The organism is Kitasatospora misakiensis (assembly GCF_042656005.1).
Classification (GTDB): domain Bacteria; phylum Actinomycetota; class Actinomycetes; order Streptomycetales; family Streptomycetaceae; genus Kitasatospora; species Kitasatospora misakiensis.
The window spans coordinates 156,880-179,779 of the sequence record NZ_JBHSOF010000002.1; the positions used below are offsets into that span (position 1 = coordinate 156,880).

Consider the following 22,900-nt stretch of genomic DNA (forward strand, 5'->3'; position numbering starts at 1 on the left):
GGGCGCGCCACGGTGAACACCCGTGTGGCGCACCCCGCCGCCGCGTCACCTCGTGGCGCGGCGGCGGCTCACAGCACAGGATCGCTCGCGCAGCGCGTCCCCGCGGCCGGCACGGTGCCGTCGACGAGGTAGGCGGCCACCGCCGTCCGGACGCACGCGCTGTGCCCGTAGCCGGTGTGGCCCTCGCCCTCGCGCGTCAGCAGGACGGCGTTGCCGAGCTGGGCGGTGAGCTGCTCGGCGTTGGCGTACGGGGTGGCCGGGTCGCCGGTCGAGCCGACGACCACGATCGGCGTCGCGGCCCCGGAGGCGATCGGGTGCGCCCTCTCGGGCGAACGGAACGGCCAGCTCCGGCAGTCGGGGTCGAACAGCGCCGCCGCCGGCTCGTGCCGGGTGATCAGCGGGGCCCTGGCGGCCAGCCGGGCGTAGGCGGCCTGGAGCGCGTCGCCGGTCGGGACGTCGGTCGCCCCGTCGGCGCAGTAGATCGCGGTGTAGGCATCGGCCGAGACGCCGTAACGGCCGTCCCCGTCCCGCCTGTTGTAGGAGTCGGCGTAGGCCATCAGATAGTCGCCGTTGCCCCGGGTCATGGCCCAGCCGATGCTGTCGGCCAGGTTGTCCCAGCCGGCCTCGCCGCCGTAGAGGACGTCCATCACGCCCGCCCAGGCCGCGGCGGCGGTGAGGGTGCGACCGCCGGTCGTGGTGAGCGGATTCCGCTTCAGCCCGTCGAGGAACTCGGCGACCTTGTCCGCCGCCTTGCCCGGGTCCGTGCCGAACGGGCACTGCGCCTGCTCGGCGCAGTGGGCGGCGAAGGCGCGCAGCGCGCGGTCGAAGCCCGCGTACTGCTCGATGTTGGTCTCGGCCAGCGGCTTGGCCGGGTCGATCGCGCCGTCCAGGACGAGCCGGCCCACCCGGTCCGGGAACTCCTCGGTGTAGACGCTGCCCAGGTAACTGCCGTAGGAGCTACCGAGGTAGGTGAGCTTCTGCTCGCCGAGCGCGGCGCGCAGCACGTCCATGTCGCGCGCGGTGTCGCGGGTGCCGATGTGCTCCAACAGCGTGCCGTACTTGGCCCGGCAGGCGTCCGCGAGGAGCTTGCCGTGGTCCGGCCCGGGGTTGTCGGTGGTGAGCCAGCCGTCCCGGGTCCGGTCGTCCAGGCAGTTGATCGGCGCGCTGAGACCGGTCCCCCGGGGGTCGAAGCCCACGAGGTCGTAGCGCTCGCGCAGCGGACCGTCGTAGTTCCGCCCGTCGTACAGGACCGTGTTGACACCGCTGTTGCCCGGCCCGCCCGGGTTGACCACGAGGGAACCGGCCCGTCGGCCGGGCTTGGCGGCGGCGATCCGGGCCACGCCGACGTCGAGGGTGCCGCCGGACGGGTCGGCGTAGTCCAGCGGGACCTTGAGGGTCGCGCAGCGCGGCGCCGAGCCGTCGGCCCCGCCGCTCTTCGGCGCGTTCCGGCAGGCGGCCCAGGAGAGCTTCTGCCCGTAGAACGAGCGGAGCGCCGGGTCCGCCTGCCCCTTCCCGGCCGGGGAGCCCGTGGACGAGGCGGCCCCGATCGCCGGTGCGGCCCCCGGCCCGGGGGCCGCACCGGCCGAACCGCCCCCGCCGCTACAGGCCGCCAGGAGGACGGCCGCGGCGACGGCGGGCAGGGCGCGTCGCGAGAACCGGGTCATCATCGAGTCCACCGCACACGAATATCACCCGCCCGCCGCGCCGCCCACAGCAGCCCCACCCCCGGCGACGTGCCACGGTGAACGGCCGCGGCACGCCCCGCCGCCGCGTCAGCTCACCGCGTGGGGTCGCTCTTGCACCGCGTCCCGGCGGCCGGCACGGTGCCGTCCACCAGGAAGGCGTCCACCGACGCCCGGATGCAGGCGCTCCAGCCGTAGCCGGTGTGGCCCTCGCCCTCCCGGGTGAGCAGGACGGCGTTGCCGAGCTGGGCGGCGAGCTGCTCGGCATTGGCGTACGGGGTGGCCGCGTCGCCCGTGGAGCCGACCACGACGATCGGGTTCTGCGCCTTGGACGTGATCGGGTGCGCCTTCTCGGGCGAACGGAACGGCCAGCTCCGGCAGTCGGGGTCGAACAGCGCCATGCTCGGCTCGTGCCGGCTGATCAGCGGAGCCTTGGCCGCCATCTCGGCGTAGGCGGCCTGGAGCGCGTCACCGGTCGGCACGTCGGTCGCCCCGTCGGCGCAGTAGATCGCCGTGTAGGCGTCGGCCGAGACGTTGTAGTGGCCGTCCTTGTCCCGCTTGTTGTAGGAGTCGGCGTACGCCAGCAGGTTGTCGCCCTTGCCCCGGACCATCGCCCAGCCGAGGCTGTTCGCCAGGGAGTCCCAGCCGCTCTCGTCCCCGTAGAGGCCCTCGACCATGCCGGTCCAGGCGGCGGAGGCGGTGAGGACGCGACCGCTCGCGGTGGTGAGGGGCTTCTTCTTGAGGCCGTCGAGGAAGTCCGCGGCCTTGTCCGCGGCCTTCTCCGGGTCCTTGCCCAACGGGCACTGGCTCTGCTTCGCGCAGTGGGCGGCGAAGGCGCGCAGCGAGCGCTCGAAGCCCGCGTACTGCTCGATGTTGTTCGCGGCCAGCGGCTTGGCCGGGTCGACGGCGCCGTCCAGGACGAGCCGGCCGACCCGGTCCGGGAACTCCTCGGCGTAGACGCTGCCGATGTAGGTGCCGTAGGACAGGCCGTAGTAGGTGAGCTGCCGGTCGCCGAGCGCGGCGCGCAGCACGTCCATGTCGCGCACCGAGTCGCGGGTGCCGATGTGCTCCAGCAGCTTGCCGTACTTGGCCTGGCAGGCGTCCGCGAGCAGCTTGCCGTGGTCCGGACCGGGGTTGTCGGTGGTGAGCCACTCGTCGCGGGTCCGGTCGTCGAGGCAGTTCACCGGGGCGGTGCCGCCGACGCCGCGCGGGTCGAAGCCGACGGTGTCGTAGCGCTCGCCGACGGCGCCCTCGAACTGCTTGGGGCTGCGCTGGATCATGCGCACACCGCTGCCGCCGGGGCCGCCGGGGTCGATGACGACGGAGCCGATCCGCTGGTCGGGCTTGCCGGCGGGGCTGCGGACCACCGCGACGTCGAGGGTGTCCCCGGTCGGGTTCGCGTAGTCCAGCGGGACCTTGAGGGCGGCGCACTGCACCGCCGACTCGTCGATCTTCTCGGTCTTCGGGTCGTCCTGGCAGGCCGCCCAGGCCAGCTTCTGGCCGTAGAAGGCCTGGAGCGCCGGGTCCGCCTGACCGGTCGGCTTCACGGTCGGCGTGGGGGCGGGCGGCGCGGTCGGGGCGGCCGCCGCCGGGTCGGAGGAGGAGGGTGCGGGCGCGGTGCTCGGGGCGGCGGAGGCCGCGCCGGTGGAGCCGCCCGTGCTGGAGCAGGCGGCCAGCAGGACGGCCGCGGCGACGGCGGGCAGGGCGCGTCGCGCGAGGCGGTTGATCGTCGAATTCACCGCATACGAATATCATCCGACGATCATCCCGATGGCGGCGCCCCCGCTCCTCGGCCGCCCGTCAACGGTCCGTCAGCCCCCGCACTGCTGGAGCATCGCCTTCTTGTCCGCCGCCGTCACGGGCAGTTGGTACTTCAACGACACCTGCGCGAAGCGGACCACGTACGCGCAGCGGATCTTCGGGTCGGCGGGCAGCCAGGCGGACGGGCCGGAGTCGCCCTTGGCGGCGTTCTGCGAGCCGTCGGCCGGGATGAGGTTGAGCGGGTCGTTGGCGATCCGTACGCGCTTCGACTTGTCCCACCCGGCGGCGCCCATCTGCCAGTCGTAGGACAGCGGCATCACATGGTCGATCTGGATCTTCGAGGCCTGCTGCTTGCTCCACCGCACCGTCCGGCCGGTGTACGGGTCGTGGATGGTCATCGAGGAGACCACGCAGGCCGAGCCGCCCTTGCGCTCGACGGCCGCGCCGTCGCGGGCCAACAGGTCGTTGCGGGTGTCGCAGTTGTTGTGGCCGCCGGGGACGCCGTCCACGTTGTCGGTCCAGGCCGGGCCGAACGCGTCGCGGTCGTAGCCGTCCTTGGGGCCTGCCGTGGCGGTGGCGACCCCGGCTATCAGCTCCCGGCCCGCCTGCTGCTCCTCGGGGGAGGTCAGCGGCGCCAGGCCGGGCTTGGTGCCGTCGGGGTTCTCCAGGGGGCTGGTGCCCCGGTCGGCGGCGTCCGCCGCGGCCCCGGCTCCGGCTCCGGCTCCGGGGGACGCGGCGGCGCCGTCGGGCGTCCCGGCGCCGGAGCAGCCGCCCAGCGCCAGGGTGGATATCAGGAAGACGGCGGCGGCCGACAGGGTGGTGCGACGGGCGGGCACGGTGGACTCCCCGGACGGGTGGGCGGATGACGGCGCACCAGCAGACCAGCCGCCCCGCACCCGGTCAAGCCACCACAACCCGGACCATTTCGATCATGGCGAAGCTCACACCGCGCGCGGCGCCGCCACCGTCTCCTCGACCACCGCCTCGAACGGCGTCGCCGTCACCCCCAGCAGCTCCTCGGTGCGCGTCGAGTCGAGCCGCAGCGGACGGTCGTACAGGTAGCCCATCTCCTCGACCTCGGCGAGGACGGCGTCCCCCGACCGGGCCAGCTCGGCCGGCGGCATCGCCGTGAGCAGCGGCTCCGGCGCACCGGCCGCCGCCGCCAGCCGGCGGGCGACCTCCCGGGTGGAGGCCTCGCTGGTGCTGGGCACGTGCCAGGCCCGGCCCCAGGCGGCCTCGCCGAGCGCGGCGGCGACCAGGGTGGCGGCCACGTCGCCGAGGTAGCTCCAACTGTGCGGCGCGTCCAGGTCGGCGGGGTAGTCGACCGGTTCGCCGGCCAGCACGGCGGGCACCACCATGAACGCGAACAGCGAGGTGGCGCCGCGGCCGAGGAAGTCGCTGGCCCGGACCTCGGTGACGCGCGCCCGGCCGGCCCGGTGCGCGGCGAGCGCGTCCGCCCACAGGGCCGCCCGCAGCGTGCCCTTGCGGCTGGTCGGCGCGGCGGGGAGGTCCTCGGTGAGCGGGCCGTCCACCGGGCCGTAGCCGTACACGTTGCCGAGCATCACGTAACCCGCGCCGGTCCGTTCGGCGGCGGTCAGCAGGCCGGCGGCGAGCGGCGGGAACTCTCCGATCCAGCGGTGGTACGGCGGGGCGGCGCAGTTGACGAGCGACGCCGCGCCCTCGACCAGCGCGGTGAGGGCGTCGGCGTCGGTGGCGTCGGCGGCGATCCGCTCGATGCCCGGGTGCGCGGGGCCGGTGCCGCGCCGGGTGACCAGCCGGACGCGTTCGCCGGCCTCGGCGAGGCGCAGGGCGGTGGCGGTGCCGGTCGGGCCGGCGCCGGTGACGACGTGGAAGGACATGGGAGGCTCCCGGGTTGCCGTTGGGGTGGATGGCACCGGACCGTCGGCGCCGTGATCAACTCTCGGTCGGGGGCCTGCCGTGCGGCAGGGCCCCGGCTGCCAAGGTTCCGGAGGTTCTGGCCATGTCCTCAGCTGCGCCGTGGTCCGACGAGGTGCCCCGCGTCCACCGGATCGCGGTCGTCGCCGTGCCCCCGGTGACCGCCTTCGACCTCGCCATCCCCGACGTCGTCTTCGGCTCCGCCGAGGTGGACGGCCGCCCGGCCTACCAGGTGCGGATCTGCACCGTCGAGCCGGGCCCGGTGGCGAGCACCAGCAGCCTCCAGGTGGTCGTCCCGCACGGCCTGGACGCGCTCGCCTCGGCCGACACCGTGCTCGTCACCGGGTCAGCCTCGCGCGCCGACGCCGACGGACGGATCCTCGCGGCGCTGCGCGCGGCGGCGGACCGCGGGGCCCGGATGGCCTCGATCTGCACCGGCGCGTTCGTCCTCGCCCAGGCCGGGGTGCTGGACGGGCACAGCGCCACCACCTACTGGGTGCAGGCGGGCGCCCTGGCGCACCGGTTCCCCGAGGTCCGGGTGGTCCCGCAGGCGCTGTTCGTCGACGACGGCCCGGTGCTCACCTCGGCCGGGCTGACCGCCGGCATCGACCTCTGCCTGCACATGGTGCGGACCGACCACGGCGCGGCGGTGGCCAACGCGGTGGCCCGGCTGGCGGCCGTCTCGGCGGTCCGCGAGGGCGGCCAGGGCCAGGTCCTGCCGTCGCCGGTGGCCGCCGCGGACGGCAGTTCGCTCGCCGCCACCCGCGCCTGGGCGCTGGCCCGGCTGGCCGAGCCGCTCACCCTGGCCGAGCTGGCCGCGCACGCGGGGGTGAGCGTACGCACCCTCAACCGCCGGTTCCAGGCCGAGACCGGCACCACGCCGCTCCAATGGCTACTCACCCAACGCGTCGAACAGGCCCGGGAGTTGCTGGAGTCGACCGATCTGGCGGTCGAGCGGGTCGCCGACCGGAGCGGCTTCGTCACGGCCGACTCGCTGCGCCGTCACCTGCTCCAGCGGATCGGCATGACGCCGCGCGCCTACCGTGCGCACTTCGCCCGGCCGCAACCGCGCTCGGGGCCGAACCCGCCCGTCCCCGAACGCAGTTGAGCGGCCAGTCCCGTCAGCCGCCGATCGCCGACATCGGGCGGGCCGGCCGGACGAAGTCCGCGTCGCCGATGGCGTGGCCGCGGCCCTTGCGGGCGATGGTGGCGCGCCATGCCTCCTCCACCCGGTCGTCGTCCGCGCCGCCGCGCAGCAGCGCGCGCAGGTCGGACTCCTCGGTGGCGAACAGGCAGTTGCGCAACTGGCCGTCGGCGGTGAGCCGGACCCGGTCGCAGCCGCCGCAGAACGGGCGGGTGACGGAGGCGATCACGCCCACCACCGCGTCCGTCCCGGCGATCCGCCACTCCTCCGACGGGGCGTTGCCCGCCCGGCCGGCCGGACGCAGGTCGAACCGCTCGCCGAGGCGCGCCAGGATCTCGTCCGCGGTGACCATCCGCGCGCGGTCCCAGGCGCCCTGGGCGTCCAGCGGCATCGACTCGATGAAGCGCATCCGGTAGCCGTGCCGGACGGCGAACTCGACCAGCTCGACCAGCTCGTCGTCGTTGACGCCGCGCACCGGCACCGCGTTGACCTTCACCGGGGCGAGCCCCGCCGCCCGGGCGGCGGCCAGCCCGGCCAGCACGTCGGCGATCCGGTCGCGGCGGGTGAGCGCGGCGTACCGCTCGGGACGCAGGGTGTCCAGGCTGACGTTGACCCGGTGCAGGCCGGCCGCGCGCAGCGCCTCGGCGGTCCGCGCCAGTCCGATGCCGTTGGTGGTGATCGCCACCTCCGCGCCGAGTTCGACGATCCGCCCGACCAGGGCGGGCAGGACGCGCCGCAGCAGTGGCTCGCCACCGGTGAGGCGCACCGTCGTGATGCCGAGCCGGCGGACGGCGATCCGTACCAGCCGGACCACCTCGTCGTCGCTCAGCACCTCCGCCCGGGGCAGCCAGTCCAGGCCCTCGGCGGGCATGCAGTAGGTGCAGCGCAGATTGCACCGGTCGGTCAGCGACACCCGCAGATCGGTGTGCACCCGCCCGAACCCGTCCGTCAACGGGCGCACCACCCCGTCCGGCCCGGCGGCCGCTCCCGGCGCGGTATTGCTCGACCCACTGTTCCTCGACGCGGTACTCATCCGCCCAGTACAGGGGCCCTGCGACGGCGGTACCAGCGGCCGAACCGCCGGGGCGCGGCCGACCGCCGCCGCCCCCACTTGTGCGATCGTCCAAGGACTCCCGGCCGAGGTGTCCGGCGGTGGCCCGGGTGGGCAGGCTGGGCGCATGGAACAGACGGACGGGGTCGCCGCCCTGGTGCTGGCGGCCGGGGGCGGGCGACGGCTGGGCGGACGACCGAAGGCGCTGCTGCCCTACCAGGGGCGGCCGCTGGTGGAGCACGCGGTGGCGGTGGTCCGGGCGGGCGGCTGCCGGGAGGTGACGGTGGTGCTGGGCGCGGACCGGGCGCGGGTCCGGTCGACGGCCCATCTGCCGGCCTGCCGGCTGGTGGCCAACCCGGACTGGGAGGGCGGCATGGGCTCCTCGCTGCGGGCCGGCCTGGCCGCGCTGCCCGCGCGGACCTCGGCGGCGCTGGTGATGCTGGTGGACACCCCGGGGGTTAGCCCGGCGGCGGTGGCCCGGCTGCTGGCCGCGCACCGGGCCGGGGCCGAACTGGCCGCCGCGACGTACGGGGGGCGGCGCGGGCACCCGGTGCTGATCGGGGTCCGGCACTTCGCCGAGGCGATGGAGGGCGCCCGGGGGGACGCCGGGGCACGGGCCCTGCTGGCGGCGCACGCCGACGAGCTCGTCCCGGTCGAGTGCGCCGACATCGCCGCCCCGGACGACCTGGACACCCCCGCCGACCTGGCCCGCTGGGGCGCCGGCTGACACCCGCGCCGCGCCGGACCGCCCGCGCGCGCCGCCGTCGGCCCCGGTCGGGGCGGGGCTCCGGGCGGGACTCCTGCCGGGACCTCGGGGCGGGACCTCCGGGTGGGGGGACGCCCCCTCCTCCTCACCGCCGAGAAATCGAGCGCACACCCCTGATTCCTCCCTGAGGATTGCCGCATTCCGCGCCGCGCCTCCCGGGTTTCGGGGAGCATGGGACACGTCACTCCACCCCCGATTCGAACGGACGGTGCCCGCGATGGCCGGACTGCCCGACGACTTCACCGGACCCGACCCGGCCGGGCGCGGCCCGGGGGCGGCGGGTGGCGCCAGGGCGATCCGCTGCCCCGCCTGCCGTCGGGAGCACCTCTACGAGCCGCCGTCGCTGCCGTGCCCGTGCGGCGCCTCGCTCAAGGTGCCGCTGCTGCGCGGCGGGGTGCCGGTGCAGGTGCGCTTCCGGTCCTGGGAGGACTCCTGGCTGAGCATGCGCTGCCCGCACTGCGGCCGCTCCGACCAGTGGCCGCAGCCCGAGTTCACCTGCAACTGCGGGGCCACCGTGCGCCTCCCGGTGGACCGGACGACCCGGCTGGGCGGCGGGGCAACCGCCGGACCGCTGGGGGCCGCCGCCGGACCGCGGGCCTCCCACCCCTACCCGGCGCGCCCGGCGCACTCGCTGGACGCACCGCCCGCCGCGGCACCGCCGACCACGGGGTCCGGCGCCCAGGCGGCGCAGTGGCGGCGGCGCGCGCCGTTCCGCCCGCACCCGGTGCGGACCTCGCAGGACGCGGTGTTCACCGCCGCCCGCTACCTGGAGTGGCTGGGCTTCGACGATCTGGAGCTGACGGAGGCCCAGGAGCGGGACGGGGTGACCCTGTTGGGCAGCCGGATGGTCGCCCAGGTGGACACCTGGACCGAGCCGGCGGACGTGAAGTCGGTCGAGTGCCTGTGGCTGCAGACCCTGCACGCGGAGGAGATGGCCGCCGCGATGTTCACTCTTGCGGGCTATTCCCACCAGGCCACGGTGCGCGGGGAACAGCTGCTGGTGGCCCTGTTCAGCCTGGATCTGGCCGGTGTGCCGCAGCCCGCGAACGGCGCCGCGGAGGCCCTGATGGAGACCGGCTGGACGTCCTGAGACCTCGTTCGGGCCCGGACCGGCGCCCGGACCGGCGTCCAGCGCCGGCACCCGGCACCCGGCACCGGCGCCCGGCAGCGCCGACCGCTGATCGTTTAGACGAAAACCCGCCCGCGCGCAACAACCTCCGCTCGTGATCTGGTGCACAAGCTCGCCCCCGTGTTGAATTGCCGCCACAGCGCGGGCCTGTGGCGTGTCATGCCACGGCTGGGGAGGGGCCCGCGTCCTGCTGGATGGCGCACACAAGGAGGTGGCGTTGTCGGAGCACGGATGGGGCCCGGGCAGCCCGAACGGGCGGGGGCGGGCGGCGCCTCCGGAACCGGGGGACACCGTATGGCGGCTGCGGTCCCGGGCGTGCTGGCGGGAGGCCGCCGAACTGCTGCGGCCGGCCGCCGAACGCGACCCGGCGGCGGCCCTGACCAGGGCCGAACTCCTGATCGAGCAGTGCCTGTTCACCGCCGCCCACTGGAGCCAGGCCGAGCAGGCGCTACGACTGGCCGAGGCGATCGCGGCGACCACCGAACAGCGCGCGGCGGCGGCCTGCGCCCGAGGATTCCTGGCGTACGTGGCCAGCGTGCTCGGCGCCCGCGACCGGCTCGACGAGGCGCAGGCCGCACTCGGCCGCACCTCGGCGCTGTTACCGCCGGACGCCCCGGGCCGGCCACTGCTGGACTTCCGCCGGGGGCTGGTCGCGGAGAACCTGCTCCGCGACCCGACGGCGGCCTGGATCGCCTACCGCCGGGCCCACGAGGGCGCGGGCGAGCGCGGCGACGAACTGCTCCGCTCGTCGACCTGGCGTCACCTGGCCGCGCTGGCGCTCGCCGCCGGGGACCACGAGCGGGCCCGAGAGGGCTTCGACGCCTCGCTGCGGCTGCGCGAGCAACTCGGCTTCACGGTGGGGGTGGCACCCGCGCTGGCGGCGCTCGCCGAGGTGTCCGAACCGGACGAGGCGGTCCGGCTGCGGGCGGAGGCGACCCGGCTGGTGCAGGCCCTCGGGGGCGTACCGGTCTGGCTCGCGCGCCAGTTGGGCGTGGGGCGTGCGCCGGGCGCTCCCCCGGACGGACGTATGGAGAGGCGAACCCAGGGGCCGATCAGCTAAGGTGAGGCTAACCTGGCCGGGTCGAGCAGTGCCCCGGCCAGGTTCGCCTTGCCGTTCCCGGGCTCCGCCAGGCCTCGGCCGGCCGGGTCCGGACGGACGGCGCAGCGGCGCCGCGGCGCGCCGCGCCACCGAGCGCGCCGGCGGCGGGCGGGCAGGCCCTCGCCCGGGCGCGGACCGGACGGTCCGGCGCGGCCCGGTCGACCCGATGGGCCCCACCATGAGCGCGAGCAGCACCCGGCCCACCCCCGCACCGACGGCCCCCGGCCGGACCGGCCCCGCCGCAGACGCCGACGCCGACGCCCACGGACCCTCCTGGCCCGCCCGAACGACCGCCGCGACCGCCGTGGCCGGGCCGACCTCCTACCGGCGGCTCAGGGAGGTGCTCCCCGCCCTCCGGGTGCACTGCGCCCCGCCGCGCAGTGGGCGGGGGTGGCTCGCGGGAGCGGACCTGGTGACCCGGCCCGCGGCGCTGCGCGAACTGATCGGGTACGACGCCCGGCAGGGGCTGGCGCGCTACGGGCAGCCGCTGCGCCCGGACGTCGCGGCGGGCATCGGGCTGCACCGGTTCGTCTGGCCGGTCTCGCTGCTGTTCACCCTGCCGTGGTTCCTGGAGCGCCGGGTGCCGCTGCTGGGGCCCGGCGACATCTCGGTCCGCCGCCGCACCGGTGAACTGACGGTCCGCCCGGGCGCCTTCGTCGGCCTCCCCGACGACCCGGCGGCCACCGCCCCACCCGCCGTACTACCGGCCGGCCCGCCGCCGTACGGCGCCCGGACGGTGCCCGACGAGGCGGCGCTGGCCGCCGAACTCCGGGCGGCGCTGGCGGACTTCCTGACCCCGGTGCTGGCCGCCTTCCGCCCCGAGGCGCGACGCGGCCCGCGCACCCTCTGGGCGATGGCCACCGACGCGGTGGTCGAGGGCCTCTGGTACGTCGGCGGCCTGCTCGGCGAGGAGGAGCGCGCCCGGAGGGAGCTCGCCGCGCTCTTCGCGCCCGGCGCGGCCGGGGCGTCCGGCTCCCCGGACCCGCGGGCCGCCCGCCCGGCGCCGGAGTGCGCGCCCTTCACGCCGGGCGCCGGCTTCACCGCCCCCGCGTCCGGCATCCCGGGACGCTCCGACCGGTGCCGGGCCAGCTGCTGCCTCGTTTACACCGCCCGGGCCGAGGCGATCTGCGCCGGCTGTCCGCGCGTCATGCGGAGTTGACGGAGGTTGACGCCGGTGCGGTCGCCCGTCGGGTCACGACCCCGGTATTTCGGGGAATTCCCCACCCGTATCAATAAGACAATGCGACTTATCCCCCGCCAGAAATCCCTCTCGTCAGCGCATTGACAGCGAATCAGCCATTCTCCGGCCGAGCATCAGTCATGATGGTCCCCGCCATCACGACGCAGGAATTGCGACGCAGGAAAGCGAGGCTGGTGCAGGCGATGAAATTGTCCGACATACCGCTCGGTTGGGCCGTCACCGGCGTTGCGGCGCTGCTGGTCAGCGCGCTCCTGGTGGCCCTGGCCCGGAGTCGGGGATCCGCCGGCGGGACGGCCGCGGATTCCTGGGAGCGATCCGAGGAACGGCGCCGCCGCAAGGAGTCCCTGTACGGCGGGGCCTCCTACACCCTGCTGTTCTGCTGCGCGGCGGTCGCCGCCGCGCTCTCCTTCCACGGTCTGGTCGGGTTCGGGGTGCAGAACCTCAACCTGTCCGGCGGCTGGGAGTACCTGGTGCCGTTCGGCCTGGACGGGGCGGCGATGTTCTGCTCCGTGCTCGCCGTCCGCGAGGCCAGCCACGGCGACGCCGCCCTCGGCTCCCGGCTGCTGGTCTGGCTGTTCGCCGGCGCCTCGGCCTGGTTCAACTGGGTGCACGCCCCGCGCGGTTTCGGCCACGCCGGCGCACCGCAGTTCTTCGCGGGGATGTCGCTCTCGGCCGCCGTGCTGTTCGACCGGGCGCTCAAGCAGACCCGCCGGGCCGCACTGCGCGAGCAGGGGCTGGTCCCCCGCCCGCTGCCGCAGATCCGGATCGTCCGCTGGATGCGCGCCCCGCGCGAGACCTACGCGGCCTGGTCCCTGATGCTGCTGGAGGGCGTGCGGAGCCTGGACGAGGCGGTCGACGAGGTCCGCGAGGACAAGCGCGAGAAGACCCTGGAGAAGGAGCGCCGCAAGCTCGCGGGGCGCCGCGAGCGGGCCGAGATCCGGGCCATCAACCGCACCAACAGCGCCTGGCGCCCACGCGGCGGGTCCGCGACGGCCGCCCGGCAGCTGGAGTCCGGCCCGGAGTCCGCCATAGCCGGCGGCCCCGGCGGTCCCGGCGGCGGACCGGACCGGGCCGCCGTCGAGCCGCCCGCGCGGGCCGAGGCCGTGGAGGGAGCGGTGGCGCCGCCCGGCCTGCCGGCCCGCCCCGAGCGGCGCACCATCGACCTCACCCTCGACGACGACACCGTCACCCTGCCCCGGCTGGACTCGCTGGAGCGCAAGCTGAAGGACCTGGAGCAGCAGTTCGGCTAGGTCCCGGCACCCGCTGGGGCGCGCCGCTCGGGCGGCGCGCCCCGGTCACTCCGCCGGCGTCACGGTGAGCTCGAACCACATCCGCTTGCCCGACCCCCGGGGCTCCACGCCCCAGCCGTCGGCCAGCGCCTCGACCAGCATCAGCCCGCGCCCGGAGGAGGCCTGCTCCCCCGGTGTGCGGCGGGTCGGCCAGAGGTCCGACTCGTCCTCCACCTCGACCCGCAGCCGCGCCCGGCCGCCGTCCGCGGCCGGCTCCCGGTAGAGCCGGGCGGTGAACATCGCGTCCCGGTCGGTGTGCCGGATGGCGTTGGTGACCAGCTCGGAGGAGAGCAGCTCGGCGGTGTCGATCAGCTCCGCCACGCCCCAGCGGCGCAACGCGTCGCGCAGTTCCGCGCGGACCTCGGCGATCCGGGCGAGGTCGGCCTGGCCGATCCGGCGGCGCAGCTGCTGGGCGGCCAGGCCGCCCTCGGGGCCGTCCCAGCGCAGCACCAGCAGCGCTATGTCGTCCTCGCGCTCGCTGGAGTCGGCGGCCTGCGAGGCGATCCGGTCGGCGAGGTCCTCCAGCGGGTCGCGGCCGGTCCGCGCGGCGTCCGCGAGCGGTTCGGCGAGCACCGCGGTGAGCCGGGCGATGCCCTCGTCGAGGTCCATGCCGCGGGCCTCGACCAGTCCGTCGGTGCAGAGCAGCACCGTCTCGCCCGGGTCCAGGCTGAACCGGGTGACCCGGTACTCCTCGTCGGGGGCGATGCCGAGCGGCAGCCCGCCGGCGACCGGGACGGTGGCGGCGGTGCCGTCGGCGCGCCGGACCACCGGGTCGAGGTGGCCGGCCCGGACGGCGTAGACCACGCCGTAGTCGACGTTGACCTCGGCGTAGGTGCAGGTGGCGAAGTGGTCGGTGTCCAGGTCGGCGAGGAAGCGGGAGGCCCGGGCCATCACCGCGGCGGGCGGGTGGCCCTCGGCGGCGTAGGCGCGCAGGGCGATCCGCAGCTGGCCCATGATGCCGGCGGCGTGCACGTCGTGGCCCTGGACGTCGCCGATCACCAGTCCGACGTGACCGCCGGGCAGCGGCACCACGTCGTACCAGTCGCCGCCGATCTGCAGGCCGGAGCCGGCCGCCAGGTACCGGACGGCGGTGGTGACCCCGGGCACGGACGGCACGGTGCGCGGCAGCATGACGCGCTGCAGGCCGGCCGCCAGCTCGTGCTCGGCGTCGTGCAGCCGGGCCCGGGCCAGGGACTGCGCGACCAGGCCGCCGAGGGTGGAGAGCAGGGTGCGCTCGTCGGCGTCGAGCTCGCGGTCGTCGTCGAAGCTGACCACGCAGACGCCGATCGCCCGGCCGCTGGCGACCAGCGGCAGGAACGCCCAGGAGCTGCGGGTGGTGCGGCGGGCCTGCTCCCAGACGTCCGGGTAGCGCTCGCGGTACTCCTCGCGGCTGGCGCAGAACACCGGGGCGCGGCCCCGCAGCGCCTCGGCGGCGGGGTGGGTCGGCGGCAGCACCGAGCGGTCGTAGCCGGCCAGCTCCTCGGGCCGGTAGCCGGAGGCGCCGAGGACCTGCACCCGGCCGGCCTCGAAGGAGGCCAGCACCAGGCCGTCCGGCGGCAGGCCGGGCAGCGGCAGCTCGGTGAAGACCCGGGCGACGTCGCGCACGGTGACCGCCTCGGAGAGCGCCCGGGCGGCCTCCTTGATGAAGCGGGAGCGTTCCTCGCGCAGCAGGGCGAGCCGGTCGGCGCGGTCGCGTTTGTGCAGCTCGACGGTGGCGTCCCAGACGAAGCCGACCATCCGGGAGGCCCGGCCGAAGGCGTCGGCGAGGACCCGGCCGCGGAACCGGACGGCGCGCATCGCGCCGGTCGGGCCGACCGTCCGGTAGTAGGCGCCGCACTGGCCCAGCTCGGAGACGGCGCGCTCGACCCGGCGGCGCACCACGGGGGCGTCCTCGGGGTGGAGCAGGGCCAGGAAGGAGGCGGAGGAGCGGTCGAAGCGGCCCTTCTCGACGGCGTCCAGGCCGACGATGGTGCAGGCGCGCAGGTCGCCCTCCAGGACGTCGCGGCGGATGTCCCAGTCGAAGGAGCCGATGCCGTTGGCCGCCATCGCGGGCTCCAGCCAGTCCGGCGTGGAGTCGCTCGTGGCGAGCGGCAGCCCGCCGGAGAGCATCGGCGCGAGCCGGCCGGCCGCGAGGCCGGGCGCGGTGCGCAGGGCGTGCCGTCGGGCCGCCTGCGCGGGGGGCCGGGCCCGCCCCGAGCTGGTCGTGGGCGGACCGGACGGGAGGGCCGGCCCCGGTGACTCGGGCTCTGTGGGCATGCTGCTCCTGCCGGTGCCGTGGCGGACCGCGCCGACCGTCCGGACGGGCCGCGTGGCGGTGTGATGGGTGGTGCTCGACGGTCGCGCGCCGACGGGCGGTCATCGGTCGAGATGGTCGGACTTTCCCGCCGCTTCTCGCACGTGGGCACACATTCCCACCATCCTGGCCAATGTTCGGCCGAGCGGCAATGGCAACGGGCCGTAAATCTTGGCGCCGGCCTTCACTTAACGGCATCGTTCGGCGGCGAACAGTGCTCGTGTGACAATCGGCGGCCGATTGGGCGCGGCCTGGGACGGGTTCGAGGACGGAACGGGGTCGGGGAGGGCGGCGTGTCGGGTCAGAGCTCGGCGACGGCCAGTTCGAACCAGGTGACCTTGCCGTCACCGCGCAGCTGCACACCCCAGGAGTCGGCGAGTGCCTCGACCAGCAGCAGCCCGCGGCCGGAGGTGGCGTACTCCGCGTCCGGCTCACGGCGGCGGGCGGGGAGCCCGGCCTCACCGTCCTGGACCTCGATCCGCAGCCGCTGGTCACCGGTGAGCACCGCGTCGAACACCGCGCCCTGACCGGTGTGCTGCAGCGCGTTGGTGACCAGCTCGGAGGTGAGCAGCTCGGCCGTGTCGGCCAGCTCGGGCACGCCCCAGTGGCCGAGCGCGGCGCGCAGCCGACGGCGGACCGCGCCGACGGCGACCAGGTCGGCGGCCTCCAGTGCCAGGTGGAGCCGGCGGTTCAGCGCGCACCCCGGCGCCGGTACGCCCGGCCGGGTGACGCCCGCCGCGCCCGCGGTGCCCGAGGCCCCCGCCGGAGCACCCTGGCCGGATCCGGTGACCCGGAAGGCACCCCCCGAACTCGTCCGCTGCCGCGGGAATCGCGACTGACCGTCCATCACCACTGCCCCCGCCTCCGCTCCGGGCCGCCGATCCGGATCCCCCCGCCGGTCGGTCGGCCCCCTGGTTCTGACCAATCATCGTCATGCCCACCTTTCGGCATTTGGAACAGTGCACGGGCGATCACCTGGGGTGAAAGGGGCACGGGGCGGTTCGCGTGATCCAACTACCCCCGCCGGACAGGTTTGCGAAGCGTAGGGGTGACTTTCGAGCCCGGGGCCCTCACTCCCGGGGCTCCCAAGGGGCCGAGTAAGCGGGCGAGTGGGCGAGTCCGGTGTGCCGAACGGCGCGCGAGCGGCAAGGCTGGACAGGGCGGGCGACTCCGGGTTCAATGACCCGAGACGTTTGAACACCGTTCTAAATAGCCCTCTCCTTCTCCTTCTCCCTCCCCCGGCGACCGCGAGCGAGGAACCGTGCGACTGACCCCCACCGAGCGGGACCGGCTGCTGATCTTCACAGCAGCCGAGCTGGCCCGCGCCCGCCGCGCCCGGGGCGTCCGCCTCAACATCCCCGAGGCGACCGCGCTCATCGCCGACACCGTCTGCGAGGCCGCCCGGGACGGCCGGCGCCTCGCCGAGGCCATCGAGGCCGGCCGCTCCGTACTCACCGCGGACGACGTGCTGCCCGGCGTGGCGGACGTGGTCACCGTGGTCCAGGTCGAGGCGGTCTTCGACGACGGCACCCGCCTGGCCGTGGTCAACGACCCCTTCAAGGGCGCCGGCTCGCTCGGCGACGAGGCCCCCGGCGGCGCGCTGCTCGGCGACGGCGCCGGCTACGACCCGGTCGAGGAGACGGTCGTCCTGCCCGTCCACAACACCGCGGGCGTGCCGATCTCGGTCACCTCGCACTTCCACTTCTTCGAGTCCAACCCGCGGCTCGCCTTCGACCGCGCCGCCGCCTACGGCACCCACCTCGCGGTGCCCGCCGGCTCCTCGGTGCGCTTCGACCCCGGCTCCACCGTCGAGGTCGGCCTCGTCCCGATCGGCGGCGCACGCGTCGCGATCGGCTTCGCCGGCCTGGTGGACGGCCCGCTCGACGCCCCCGGCGCCAAGGAGGCCGCCCTGGCCAAGGCCCGCGCCACCGGCTACCTCACCACCTTCGACGACGCGGAGGTCGAGTCGTGACGTCCATCACCCCCCACGACTACATCTCCGTGCACGGCCCGCGCGCCGGGGACCGGATCCGGCTCGGCGACTCCGGGCTGATCGTCCGGGTCGAGTCCGACGCGCAGGCCCCGGGCGACGAGTTCCTGGCCGGCTTCGGCAAGACCGCCCGCGACGGCCTGCACCTCAAGCCCGCCGCCGTCCGCGACACCTGCGACGTGGTGATCAGCAACGTCCTGGTGATCGACGCCGTCCAGGGCATCCGCAAGACCTCGATCGGCCTCATCGGCGGCCGGATCACCTCGATCGGCCGGGCCGGCAACCCCGACACCCTGGACGGCGTGGACGTCGTGGTCGGCACCGGCACCACGATCGTCTCCGGCGAGGGCATGATCGCCACCGCCGGCGCCATCGACACCCACGTCCACCTGCTCTCGCCGCGGATCATGGAGGCCTCGCTCGCCTCCGGCGTCACCACGATCATCGGCCAGGAGTTCGGCCCGGTCTGGGGCGTCGGTGTCAACTCCCCCTGGGCCCTGCGGCACGCCTTCAACGCCTTCGACGCCTGGCCGGTCAACATCGGCTTCCTCGGCCGCGGCTCCTCCTCCGACGAGGCCCCGCTGATCGAGGCCCTCGCCGAGGGCGGCGCCTCCGGCTTCAAGGTGCACGAGGACATGGGCGCCCACACCCGCGCCCTGGACACCGCGCTGCGCGTCGCCGAGGAGTACGACGTCCAGGTCGCCCTGCACACCGACGGCCTCAACGAGTGCCTGTCCGTCGAGGACACCCTCAAGGTGCTGGAGGGCCGGACCATCCACGCCTTCCACATCGAGGGCTGCGGCGGCGGCCACGTGCCCAACGTGCTGAAGATGGCGGGCGTGCCGAACGTCATCGGCTCCTCCACCAACCCCACCCTGCCGTTCGGACGGGACGCGCTCGGCGAGCACTTCGGCATGATCGTCTCCGCGCACGACCTCAAGGTCGACCTGCCCGGCGACGCCGCCATGGCCCGCGACCGCATCCGCGCCGGCACGATGGGCGCCGAGGACGTGCTGCACGACCTGGGCGTCATCGGCATCACCTCCTCCGACGCCCAGGGCATGGGCCGGGCCGGCGAGACGGTGCGCCGCACCTTCGCCATGGCCGGCAAGATGAAGGCCGAACTCGGCCCGCTGGACGGTCCAGAAGGATCGGGCACCGTCGGGACCACCGAGAGCGGCGACGACAACGAGCGCGTGCTGCGCTACATCGCCAAGCTCACCATCAACCCGGCCATCGCCCACGGCCTCGCACACGAGGTCGGCTCGATCGAGATCGGCAAGCTCGCCGACATCGTGCTGTGGCGGCCCGACCACTTCGGCGCCAAACCGCAGCTCGTCCTCAAGTCCGGCTTCCCCGCCTACGGCGTGGTCGGCGACCCCAACGCCTCCACCGACCGCTGCGAACCCCTCGTGCTGGGCCCGCAGTTCGGCGCGCACGGCGCCACCGCCGCCGACATCTCGGTCGCCTTCGTCGCCCAGGCCGCCGCCGACGGCGCCTACCTCGACCGCCCCGCCGACGGCCTGCCCACCCGGCGCCGGCGCGTCGGCGTCCGGAACACCCGCGGCATCGGCCCGCGCGACATGGTGCGCAACGCCCGGATCGGCCGCGTCGAGGTCACCGAGACCGGCCTGGTCTCGCTCGACGGCGCCCCGCTGCGCTCCGAACCGGCCGACAGCGTCTCGCTCAGCCGCCTCTACTTCCTCTGACCGCCGCCCACACCGCCCGCCGCCCCCACGCCCGCCGCCCCGCGACCCCCGCCCCACCGAAGGACCTCACGATGACCAGCCCCACGCCCGCCTCGCTCGGCTACCGGATGCCCGCCGAGTGGCACCCGCACGACCGCACCTGGATGGCCTTCCCGACCGACAACCCGACCTTCGACACGCCCGAGCACCTGCACGCGGCGCGCGAGGCCTGGGCGAACGTCGCGAACACCGTCGTCCGGTACGAGCCGGTCACCCTGGTCGTGAACACCGGCGAGACCGCCGAGGCCCGCAAGTACGTCGCCGAGGAGGTCGAGATCGTCGAGCGCCCGCTCAACGACGCCTGGATGCGCGACATCGGCCCGTCCTTCCTGATCGACGGCGAGGGCGGCCTCGCCGCCACCGACTGGATCTTCAACGGCTGGGGTGCCCAGGGCTGGGCCCGCTGGGACAAGGACCAGCACATCGCCGAGCACATCAGCGAGCTGACCGAGGTCCGGCGGTTCGCCTCGAAGCTCATCAACGAGGGCGGCGGCATCCACGTCGACGGCGAGGGCACCGTGCTCGTCACCGACACCGTCCAGCTCGGCGAGGGCCGCAACGCCGACTGGACCCGCGAGGAGGTCGAGGCCGAGCTGCACGCCTTCCTCGGCACCACCAAGGCGATCTGGCTGCCGCGCGGACTCACCCGCGACTACGACGAGTTCGGCACCCGCGGCCACATCGACATCGTCGCCTCCTTCGTCCGCCCCGGCGTCGTCCTCGCCCACGTCCAGCCGGACCCGGCCCACCCCGACCACGCGGTCTGCCAGGAGCTGGTGGCGATCCTGAAGGCCTCCACCGACGCGCGCGGCCGGCAGCTGGAGGTCGTCGAACTGCCCGCCCCCACCGTCCTGCTGGACGAGGAGGGCGAGCCGGTCGACTACTCGTACATCAACCACTACGTCGCCAACGGCGCCGTGGTGCTGTGCGCCTTCGACGACCCGCGCGACCAGCAGGCCGCCGCCGTCCTCGCCGAGGCCTACCCCGGCCGCACGGTCGAACTCGTCGACGCCCGCGAGATCTTCGCCAACGGCGGCGGCATCCACTGCATCACCCAGCAGCAGCCGAAGGCCTGAACCGGCCTGACGCTACCGGTGGTACCTCCCCAGGTCGTCGGTGGTGAGTCCGTGGGAGCTGTGCATCGCGATCGAGCTGTAGGAGGAGCGGAGGGCCCGGGCCTGGGCCAGCCGCTCCTGCTCGGCCAGCACGCCGTCCAGGTTCTCGGTCGGGCCGCTGCGGCGCCGGTGCAGATGGACCGCGAGCCCGGCCACCACGACCAGCAGGCCGGCGAACAGGGCGATCAGGGTGGCCATGGCCACCTCCTCGGGTCGAGGACGTTCTGCATCGTACGTACCCGTAGGAGTGAGAGCTCGAACCGGCCGACGTCCCCCTCCGTGGTCCGCCGGGCACGGCCAGTATCGTGAAGCCCCCTGAAACCCCCGGAGGAGCAGCACCGATGGCCGACGCCCGCCCGCGCCGACCGGCCCGCCCGCGCGAGGAGGTCTTCGCCACCGCGCGCGCCGCGATCGCCGAGCACGGGCTCGGCCGGCTCACCATGGCCGGCCTCGGCAAACAGCTCCAGATGAGCGCCGGCCACCTGCTCTACTACTTCGGCAGCAAGGACCAGCTGCTGCTGGAGACCCTCCGCTGGAGCGAGGAGCAGCTCGGCGCCCGCCGCCGGGAGATGCTCGCCGACGGCGGCCGCGACGCCCGGCAGCGGCTCGACGACTACACCGCGCTCTACCTGCCGGAGGGCCCGGGGGACCCGCGCTGGATCCTCTGGGTCGAGGTGTGGGGCCGCTCCCCCGCCAGCGAGGAGCTCCGGCAGGGGCAGCTGGAGATCGAGGCGCCCTGGCAGGCCGACCTGGTCGCCCTGATCGAGGAGGGCACCGCCGCCGCCCGCTTCGCCCCCGGGGACGCCGCCGAACGCGCCAGCCAGATCCGCGCCCTGCTCGACGGCCTCGCCGTCCCCCTCGCCCTGGGCCTGCCCGGCGCCGACCTCCTCCGCGCGCAGCACCTCGCCGCCACCGCCTGCACCGCCCTGCTCGGCCCCGCCGGGGCGTGACCGGACCCGCCCGGGGCCGGACGTACTCCCGGGCTGGTCACTCGGTCCAGATCGCGGCGGCGGTGCGGTCGTCGGTGTAGCCCTTGGCGCGGACCTGGACCTGGCGGAGGAAGTCGACGGTGCCCGGCGGGTGCGGGTGCGCCCAGTGCGAGGCCAGGAAGTGCGCGACGGCGGGCTCGTCGGCGATCGGGCGGGCCAGACCCGGGGTGCAGAGCAGCAGGATGTCGCCCGGGGTCGCCGGGACCATCCGGAAGCGGAACGGGCGCGGGCCCGGCGCCGGGGCCTCGGGCACCGGCGGCTGACCCTCGGGGTGGTGCAACAGCCGGGCCGCGTACGCGTCGATCCAGTGGCCGGAGCGCAGCAGGTAGAGCCCGCCCGGGCCGACGCCGAACGCCGCCCGGTAGCCGGCCGCCGGATCGAGCGAGGCCAGCAGGCAGTGCAGCGAGGCGGGCGACGGCTCGCCCTCACCGTCGGGCTCGTCAGCCGGCCCGCCGACGGTTCCGCCGTCCGGGACCAGGGCGCGGAGCGGGGCGACGGCGCTCAGCGCGAGCCGCTGGAGGCCGTAGCGGAGCCGGTCGCGGGCGCCGTCGCGCAGATCGGCGGACAGGCCCTCGCGGCTGCGACCGACCGCACCGGCCAGCTGGCGGCAGGCCTCGGCGGTCGCGGTGGCGACCTCCTCGGCGACCGGTCCGGCGTGGTCGAGCCCCCCGAGCACCGCGAGCAGCAGCCCGTCCGCGCCCTCGCCGAAGCGGGTGACCAGCAGTGAGTCCCGCCGGGGTTCGCCCCGGTAGCGGGCGGAGTCGCCGCGGACGGAGACCGCCCGCAGCGTGGTGGCGGCGTACTGGGCGCCCTCCAGCACGGTGTCGGCGACGACGCCGCCCAGCGCGCCGGGGTCGGCCTCGGGGAGGGCGGTCGGCTCGGGGCCGTAGGTGGGCGGGCGTTCGCCGACGTGCGGCACGACGGGCGCGGTCGCGGCCCGCCCGGGGCGGGGGTTGGGGCGCGGCGCGGGCGGTTCCACGGCGACGACCGGTTCGGGATCCGGTTCGGGCGCGGGGGCGGGCTCGCGGTCCGGCTCGGGGACGACGGCTTCCGTGGCGGCCGGCTCCGGTTCGGCTGCGGGCGCGGGTTCCGGCTCCGGTTCCGGCTCCGGTTCCAGGGCCGGGGCCGAGGCGGTCTCGGGTGCGGGCTTGGGCCGGGGCTCGGGCACCCGGGGGGCCGGCTCAGTGGCCCGGTCGGTCGGCGGGTCCGTCGCCTCCGGCAGCTCGACCAGGGCCGCGGGCCCGGCCGCCCAGGCGGGGGCGGGGAAGCGGCGGGTGTCGTCGGCGGTCGGAACGTCCTCGACGGGGACGGCATCCGCCGGGACGTCGGCGGCCTGGACGTCGGCGGCCAGACCGGCCTGCTCGGCCGGGCGCCGAGGGGTGATCACGCCGACCGCGGTGTCGAACCAGTCATCGATGCTGTCCCGCTCCAGCACCCCTTCGTCGGCCTCCGCCGTCCCCTCGACCGTCTCGGCCTCCGCCGCCGCCCCGGCCTCCCCGGATGCGCTCCGCTGCTGCCCGATGAGTCCGGCCGCGGTGTCGAACCAGTCGTCGACGCTGCCCTCCCCCGGTCTCGCGTCCGGGGTGTCGGGGAGGGTGCCGGCCGGGCCCGCGTAGACCGTGTCCCACCAGCCGTCGTCCGGCCGGGGCTGCTGCGCGGGTGCACCCTGCTTGGTCATCTGGCGGCTCCTGGTCGCTGCTGCTCGTTGCTCGCTGCTTCTGGCGCCGCCCCCGGGCGGGCCGGGCTC

Annotated in this window: 19 protein-coding genes; 10 read left to right on the top strand and 9 right to left on the bottom strand. The window is 75.5% G+C overall.

What is annotated here, in order from left to right; genetic code table 11:
- Positions 1-68 precede the first annotated feature (68 nt).
- The 4 genes from ACFP3U_RS02580 to ACFP3U_RS02595 form a co-directional block, all read right to left on the bottom strand.
- Complete coding sequence (locus ACFP3U_RS02580) at positions 69-1,667, bottom strand: alpha/beta hydrolase (RefSeq protein WP_380223705.1); 1,599 nt, start codon at positions 1,665-1,667, stop codon at positions 69-71.
- 110 nt (positions 1,668-1,777) lie between these two features.
- Complete coding sequence (locus tag ACFP3U_RS02585; protein WP_380223453.1) at positions 1,778-3,421, bottom strand: alpha/beta hydrolase; 1,644 nt, start codon at positions 3,419-3,421, stop codon at positions 1,778-1,780.
- Between the two features lie 72 nt (positions 3,422-3,493).
- The gene (locus ACFP3U_RS02590; protein WP_380223454.1) at positions 3,494-4,279 is read right to left on the bottom strand and encodes an HNH endonuclease family protein; all 786 of its coding nucleotides are present in this window, start codon (positions 4,277-4,279) and stop codon (positions 3,494-3,496) included.
- Positions 4,280-4,384: 105 nt separating this feature from the next.
- The gene (locus ACFP3U_RS02595; protein WP_380223455.1) at positions 4,385-5,302 is read right to left on the bottom strand and encodes an NAD-dependent epimerase/dehydratase family protein; all 918 of its coding nucleotides are present in this window, start codon (positions 5,300-5,302) and stop codon (positions 4,385-4,387) included.
- 122 nt (positions 5,303-5,424) lie between these two features.
- On the opposite strand from ACFP3U_RS02595, the gene ACFP3U_RS02600 reads away from it, so the two are divergent.
- Positions 5,425-6,447: a GlxA family transcriptional regulator gene (locus ACFP3U_RS02600; RefSeq protein ID WP_380223456.1), complete on the top strand. Its 1,023-nt coding sequence runs from the start codon at positions 5,425-5,427 to the stop codon at positions 6,445-6,447.
- Positions 6,448-6,460: 13 nt separating this feature from the next.
- Here the strand turns inward: ACFP3U_RS02600 and moaA are convergent, their stop codons facing one another.
- Complete coding sequence (gene moaA, locus ACFP3U_RS02605; protein ID WP_380223457.1) at positions 6,461-7,516, bottom strand: GTP 3',8-cyclase MoaA; 1,056 nt, start codon at positions 7,514-7,516, stop codon at positions 6,461-6,463.
- Between the two features lie 145 nt (positions 7,517-7,661).
- On the opposite strand from moaA, the gene ACFP3U_RS02610 reads away from it, so the two are divergent.
- The 5 genes from ACFP3U_RS02610 (at position 7,662) to ACFP3U_RS02630 (ending at position 12,979) form a co-directional block, all read left to right on the top strand.
- On the top strand, positions 7,662-8,261 hold the full coding sequence (locus ACFP3U_RS02610) for a nucleotidyltransferase family protein (RefSeq protein WP_380223458.1): 600 nt from the start codon (positions 7,662-7,664) through the stop codon (positions 8,259-8,261).
- Between the two features lie 256 nt (positions 8,262-8,517).
- Entirely contained in the window at positions 8,518-9,390 is an 873-nt protein-coding gene (locus ACFP3U_RS02615) for a hypothetical protein (RefSeq protein ID WP_380223459.1), read from the top strand.
- A gap of 256 nt (positions 9,391-9,646) precedes the next feature.
- A complete protein-coding gene (locus ACFP3U_RS02620; protein WP_380223460.1) occupies positions 9,647-10,489 on the top strand; it encodes a tetratricopeptide repeat protein in 843 nt (280 codons plus the stop codon).
- A gap of 217 nt (positions 10,490-10,706) precedes the next feature.
- A complete protein-coding gene (locus ACFP3U_RS02625) occupies positions 10,707-11,687 on the top strand; it encodes an iron-sulfur protein (protein WP_380223461.1) in 981 nt (326 codons plus the stop codon).
- A 224-nt stretch (positions 11,688-11,911) separates the two neighbouring features.
- Entirely contained in the window at positions 11,912-12,979 is a 1,068-nt protein-coding gene (locus ACFP3U_RS02630; protein ID WP_380223462.1) for a DUF2637 domain-containing protein, read from the top strand.
- A gap of 45 nt (positions 12,980-13,024) precedes the next feature.
- On the opposite strand, the gene ACFP3U_RS02635 is transcribed toward ACFP3U_RS02630, so the two are convergent.
- Both ACFP3U_RS02635 and ACFP3U_RS02640 read right to left on the bottom strand, forming a co-directional pair.
- Positions 13,025-15,274, bottom strand: a complete 2,250-nt coding sequence (locus ACFP3U_RS02635; protein ID WP_380223464.1) for an ATP-binding SpoIIE family protein phosphatase — start codon at positions 15,272-15,274, stop codon at positions 13,025-13,027.
- A gap of 338 nt (positions 15,275-15,612) precedes the next feature.
- The gene (locus tag ACFP3U_RS02640) at positions 15,613-16,158 is read right to left on the bottom strand and encodes an ATP-binding protein (protein ID WP_380223465.1); all 546 of its coding nucleotides are present in this window, start codon (positions 16,156-16,158) and stop codon (positions 15,613-15,615) included.
- A gap of 414 nt (positions 16,159-16,572) precedes the next feature.
- Between ACFP3U_RS02640 and ACFP3U_RS02645 the strand changes: the two genes are divergently transcribed.
- The 3 genes from ACFP3U_RS02645 (at position 16,573) to ACFP3U_RS02655 (ending at position 20,125) form a co-directional block, all read left to right on the top strand.
- Positions 16,573-17,283, top strand: coding sequence for an urease subunit gamma (locus ACFP3U_RS02645; protein ID WP_380223466.1), 711 nt, complete (start codon positions 16,573-16,575; stop codon positions 17,281-17,283).
- Complete coding sequence (locus ACFP3U_RS02650; RefSeq protein WP_380223467.1) at positions 17,280-19,010, top strand: urease subunit alpha; 1,731 nt, start codon at positions 17,280-17,282, stop codon at positions 19,008-19,010. The genes ACFP3U_RS02645 and ACFP3U_RS02650 overlap by 4 nt, the downstream gene beginning before the upstream one ends.
- Before the next feature lie 71 nt (positions 19,011-19,081).
- A complete protein-coding gene (locus ACFP3U_RS02655; protein WP_380223468.1) occupies positions 19,082-20,125 on the top strand; it encodes an agmatine deiminase family protein in 1,044 nt (347 codons plus the stop codon).
- 12 nt (positions 20,126-20,137) lie between these two features.
- Here ACFP3U_RS02655 and ACFP3U_RS02660 read toward each other — a convergent pair whose 3' ends face one another.
- Positions 20,138-20,362 carry a hypothetical protein gene (locus ACFP3U_RS02660; RefSeq protein WP_380223469.1) on the bottom strand — a complete coding sequence of 75 codons (225 nt, stop codon included), beginning with the start codon at positions 20,360-20,362 and terminating at the stop codon, positions 20,138-20,140.
- Between the two features lie 143 nt (positions 20,363-20,505).
- Between ACFP3U_RS02660 and ACFP3U_RS02665 the strand changes: the two genes are divergently transcribed.
- Positions 20,506-21,114: a TetR family transcriptional regulator C-terminal domain-containing protein gene (locus ACFP3U_RS02665; RefSeq protein ID WP_380223470.1), complete on the top strand. Its 609-nt coding sequence runs from the start codon at positions 20,506-20,508 to the stop codon at positions 21,112-21,114.
- A 37-nt stretch (positions 21,115-21,151) separates the two neighbouring features.
- Here ACFP3U_RS02665 and ACFP3U_RS02670 read toward each other — a convergent pair whose 3' ends face one another.
- Positions 21,152-22,831, bottom strand: coding sequence for a hypothetical protein (locus ACFP3U_RS02670; RefSeq protein ID WP_380223471.1), 1,680 nt, complete (start codon positions 22,829-22,831; stop codon positions 21,152-21,154).
- Positions 22,832-22,900 lie beyond the last annotated feature (69 nt).

Excerpts from the sequence above, each read along its gene's own strand:
- ACFP3U_RS02580 (WP_380223705.1), bottom strand. The coding sequence starts at position 1,667 with ATGATGACCCGGTTCTCGCGACGCGCCCTGCCCGCCGTCGCCGCGGCC.
- ACFP3U_RS02595 (WP_380223455.1), bottom strand. The coding sequence starts at position 5,302 with ATGTCCTTCCACGTCGTCACCGGCGCCGGCCCGACCGGCACCGCCACC.
- ACFP3U_RS02600 (WP_380223456.1), top strand. The coding sequence starts at position 5,425 with ATGTCCTCAGCTGCGCCGTGGTCCGACGAGGTGCCCCGCGTCCACCGG.
- moaA (WP_380223457.1), bottom strand. The coding sequence starts at position 7,516 with ATGAGTACCGCGTCGAGGAACAGTGGGTCGAGCAATACCGCGCCGGGA.
- ACFP3U_RS02610 (WP_380223458.1), top strand. The coding sequence starts at position 7,662 with ATGGAACAGACGGACGGGGTCGCCGCCCTGGTGCTGGCGGCCGGGGGC.
- ACFP3U_RS02615 (WP_380223459.1), top strand. The coding sequence starts at position 8,518 with ATGGCCGGACTGCCCGACGACTTCACCGGACCCGACCCGGCCGGGCGC.
- ACFP3U_RS02625 (WP_380223461.1), top strand. The coding sequence starts at position 10,707 with ATGAGCGCGAGCAGCACCCGGCCCACCCCCGCACCGACGGCCCCCGGC.
- ACFP3U_RS02630 (WP_380223462.1), top strand. The coding sequence starts at position 11,912 with ATGAAATTGTCCGACATACCGCTCGGTTGGGCCGTCACCGGCGTTGCG.
- ACFP3U_RS02635 (WP_380223464.1), bottom strand. The coding sequence starts at position 15,274 with ATGCCCACAGAGCCCGAGTCACCGGGGCCGGCCCTCCCGTCCGGTCCG.
- ACFP3U_RS02640 (WP_380223465.1), bottom strand. The coding sequence starts at position 16,158 with ATGGACGGTCAGTCGCGATTCCCGCGGCAGCGGACGAGTTCGGGGGGT.
- ACFP3U_RS02655 (WP_380223468.1), top strand. The coding sequence starts at position 19,082 with ATGACCAGCCCCACGCCCGCCTCGCTCGGCTACCGGATGCCCGCCGAG.
- ACFP3U_RS02660 (WP_380223469.1), bottom strand. The coding sequence starts at position 20,362 with ATGGCCACCCTGATCGCCCTGTTCGCCGGCCTGCTGGTCGTGGTGGCC.
- ACFP3U_RS02665 (WP_380223470.1), top strand. The coding sequence starts at position 20,506 with ATGGCCGACGCCCGCCCGCGCCGACCGGCCCGCCCGCGCGAGGAGGTC.
- ACFP3U_RS02670 (WP_380223471.1), bottom strand. The coding sequence starts at position 22,831 with ATGACCAAGCAGGGTGCACCCGCGCAGCAGCCCCGGCCGGACGACGGC.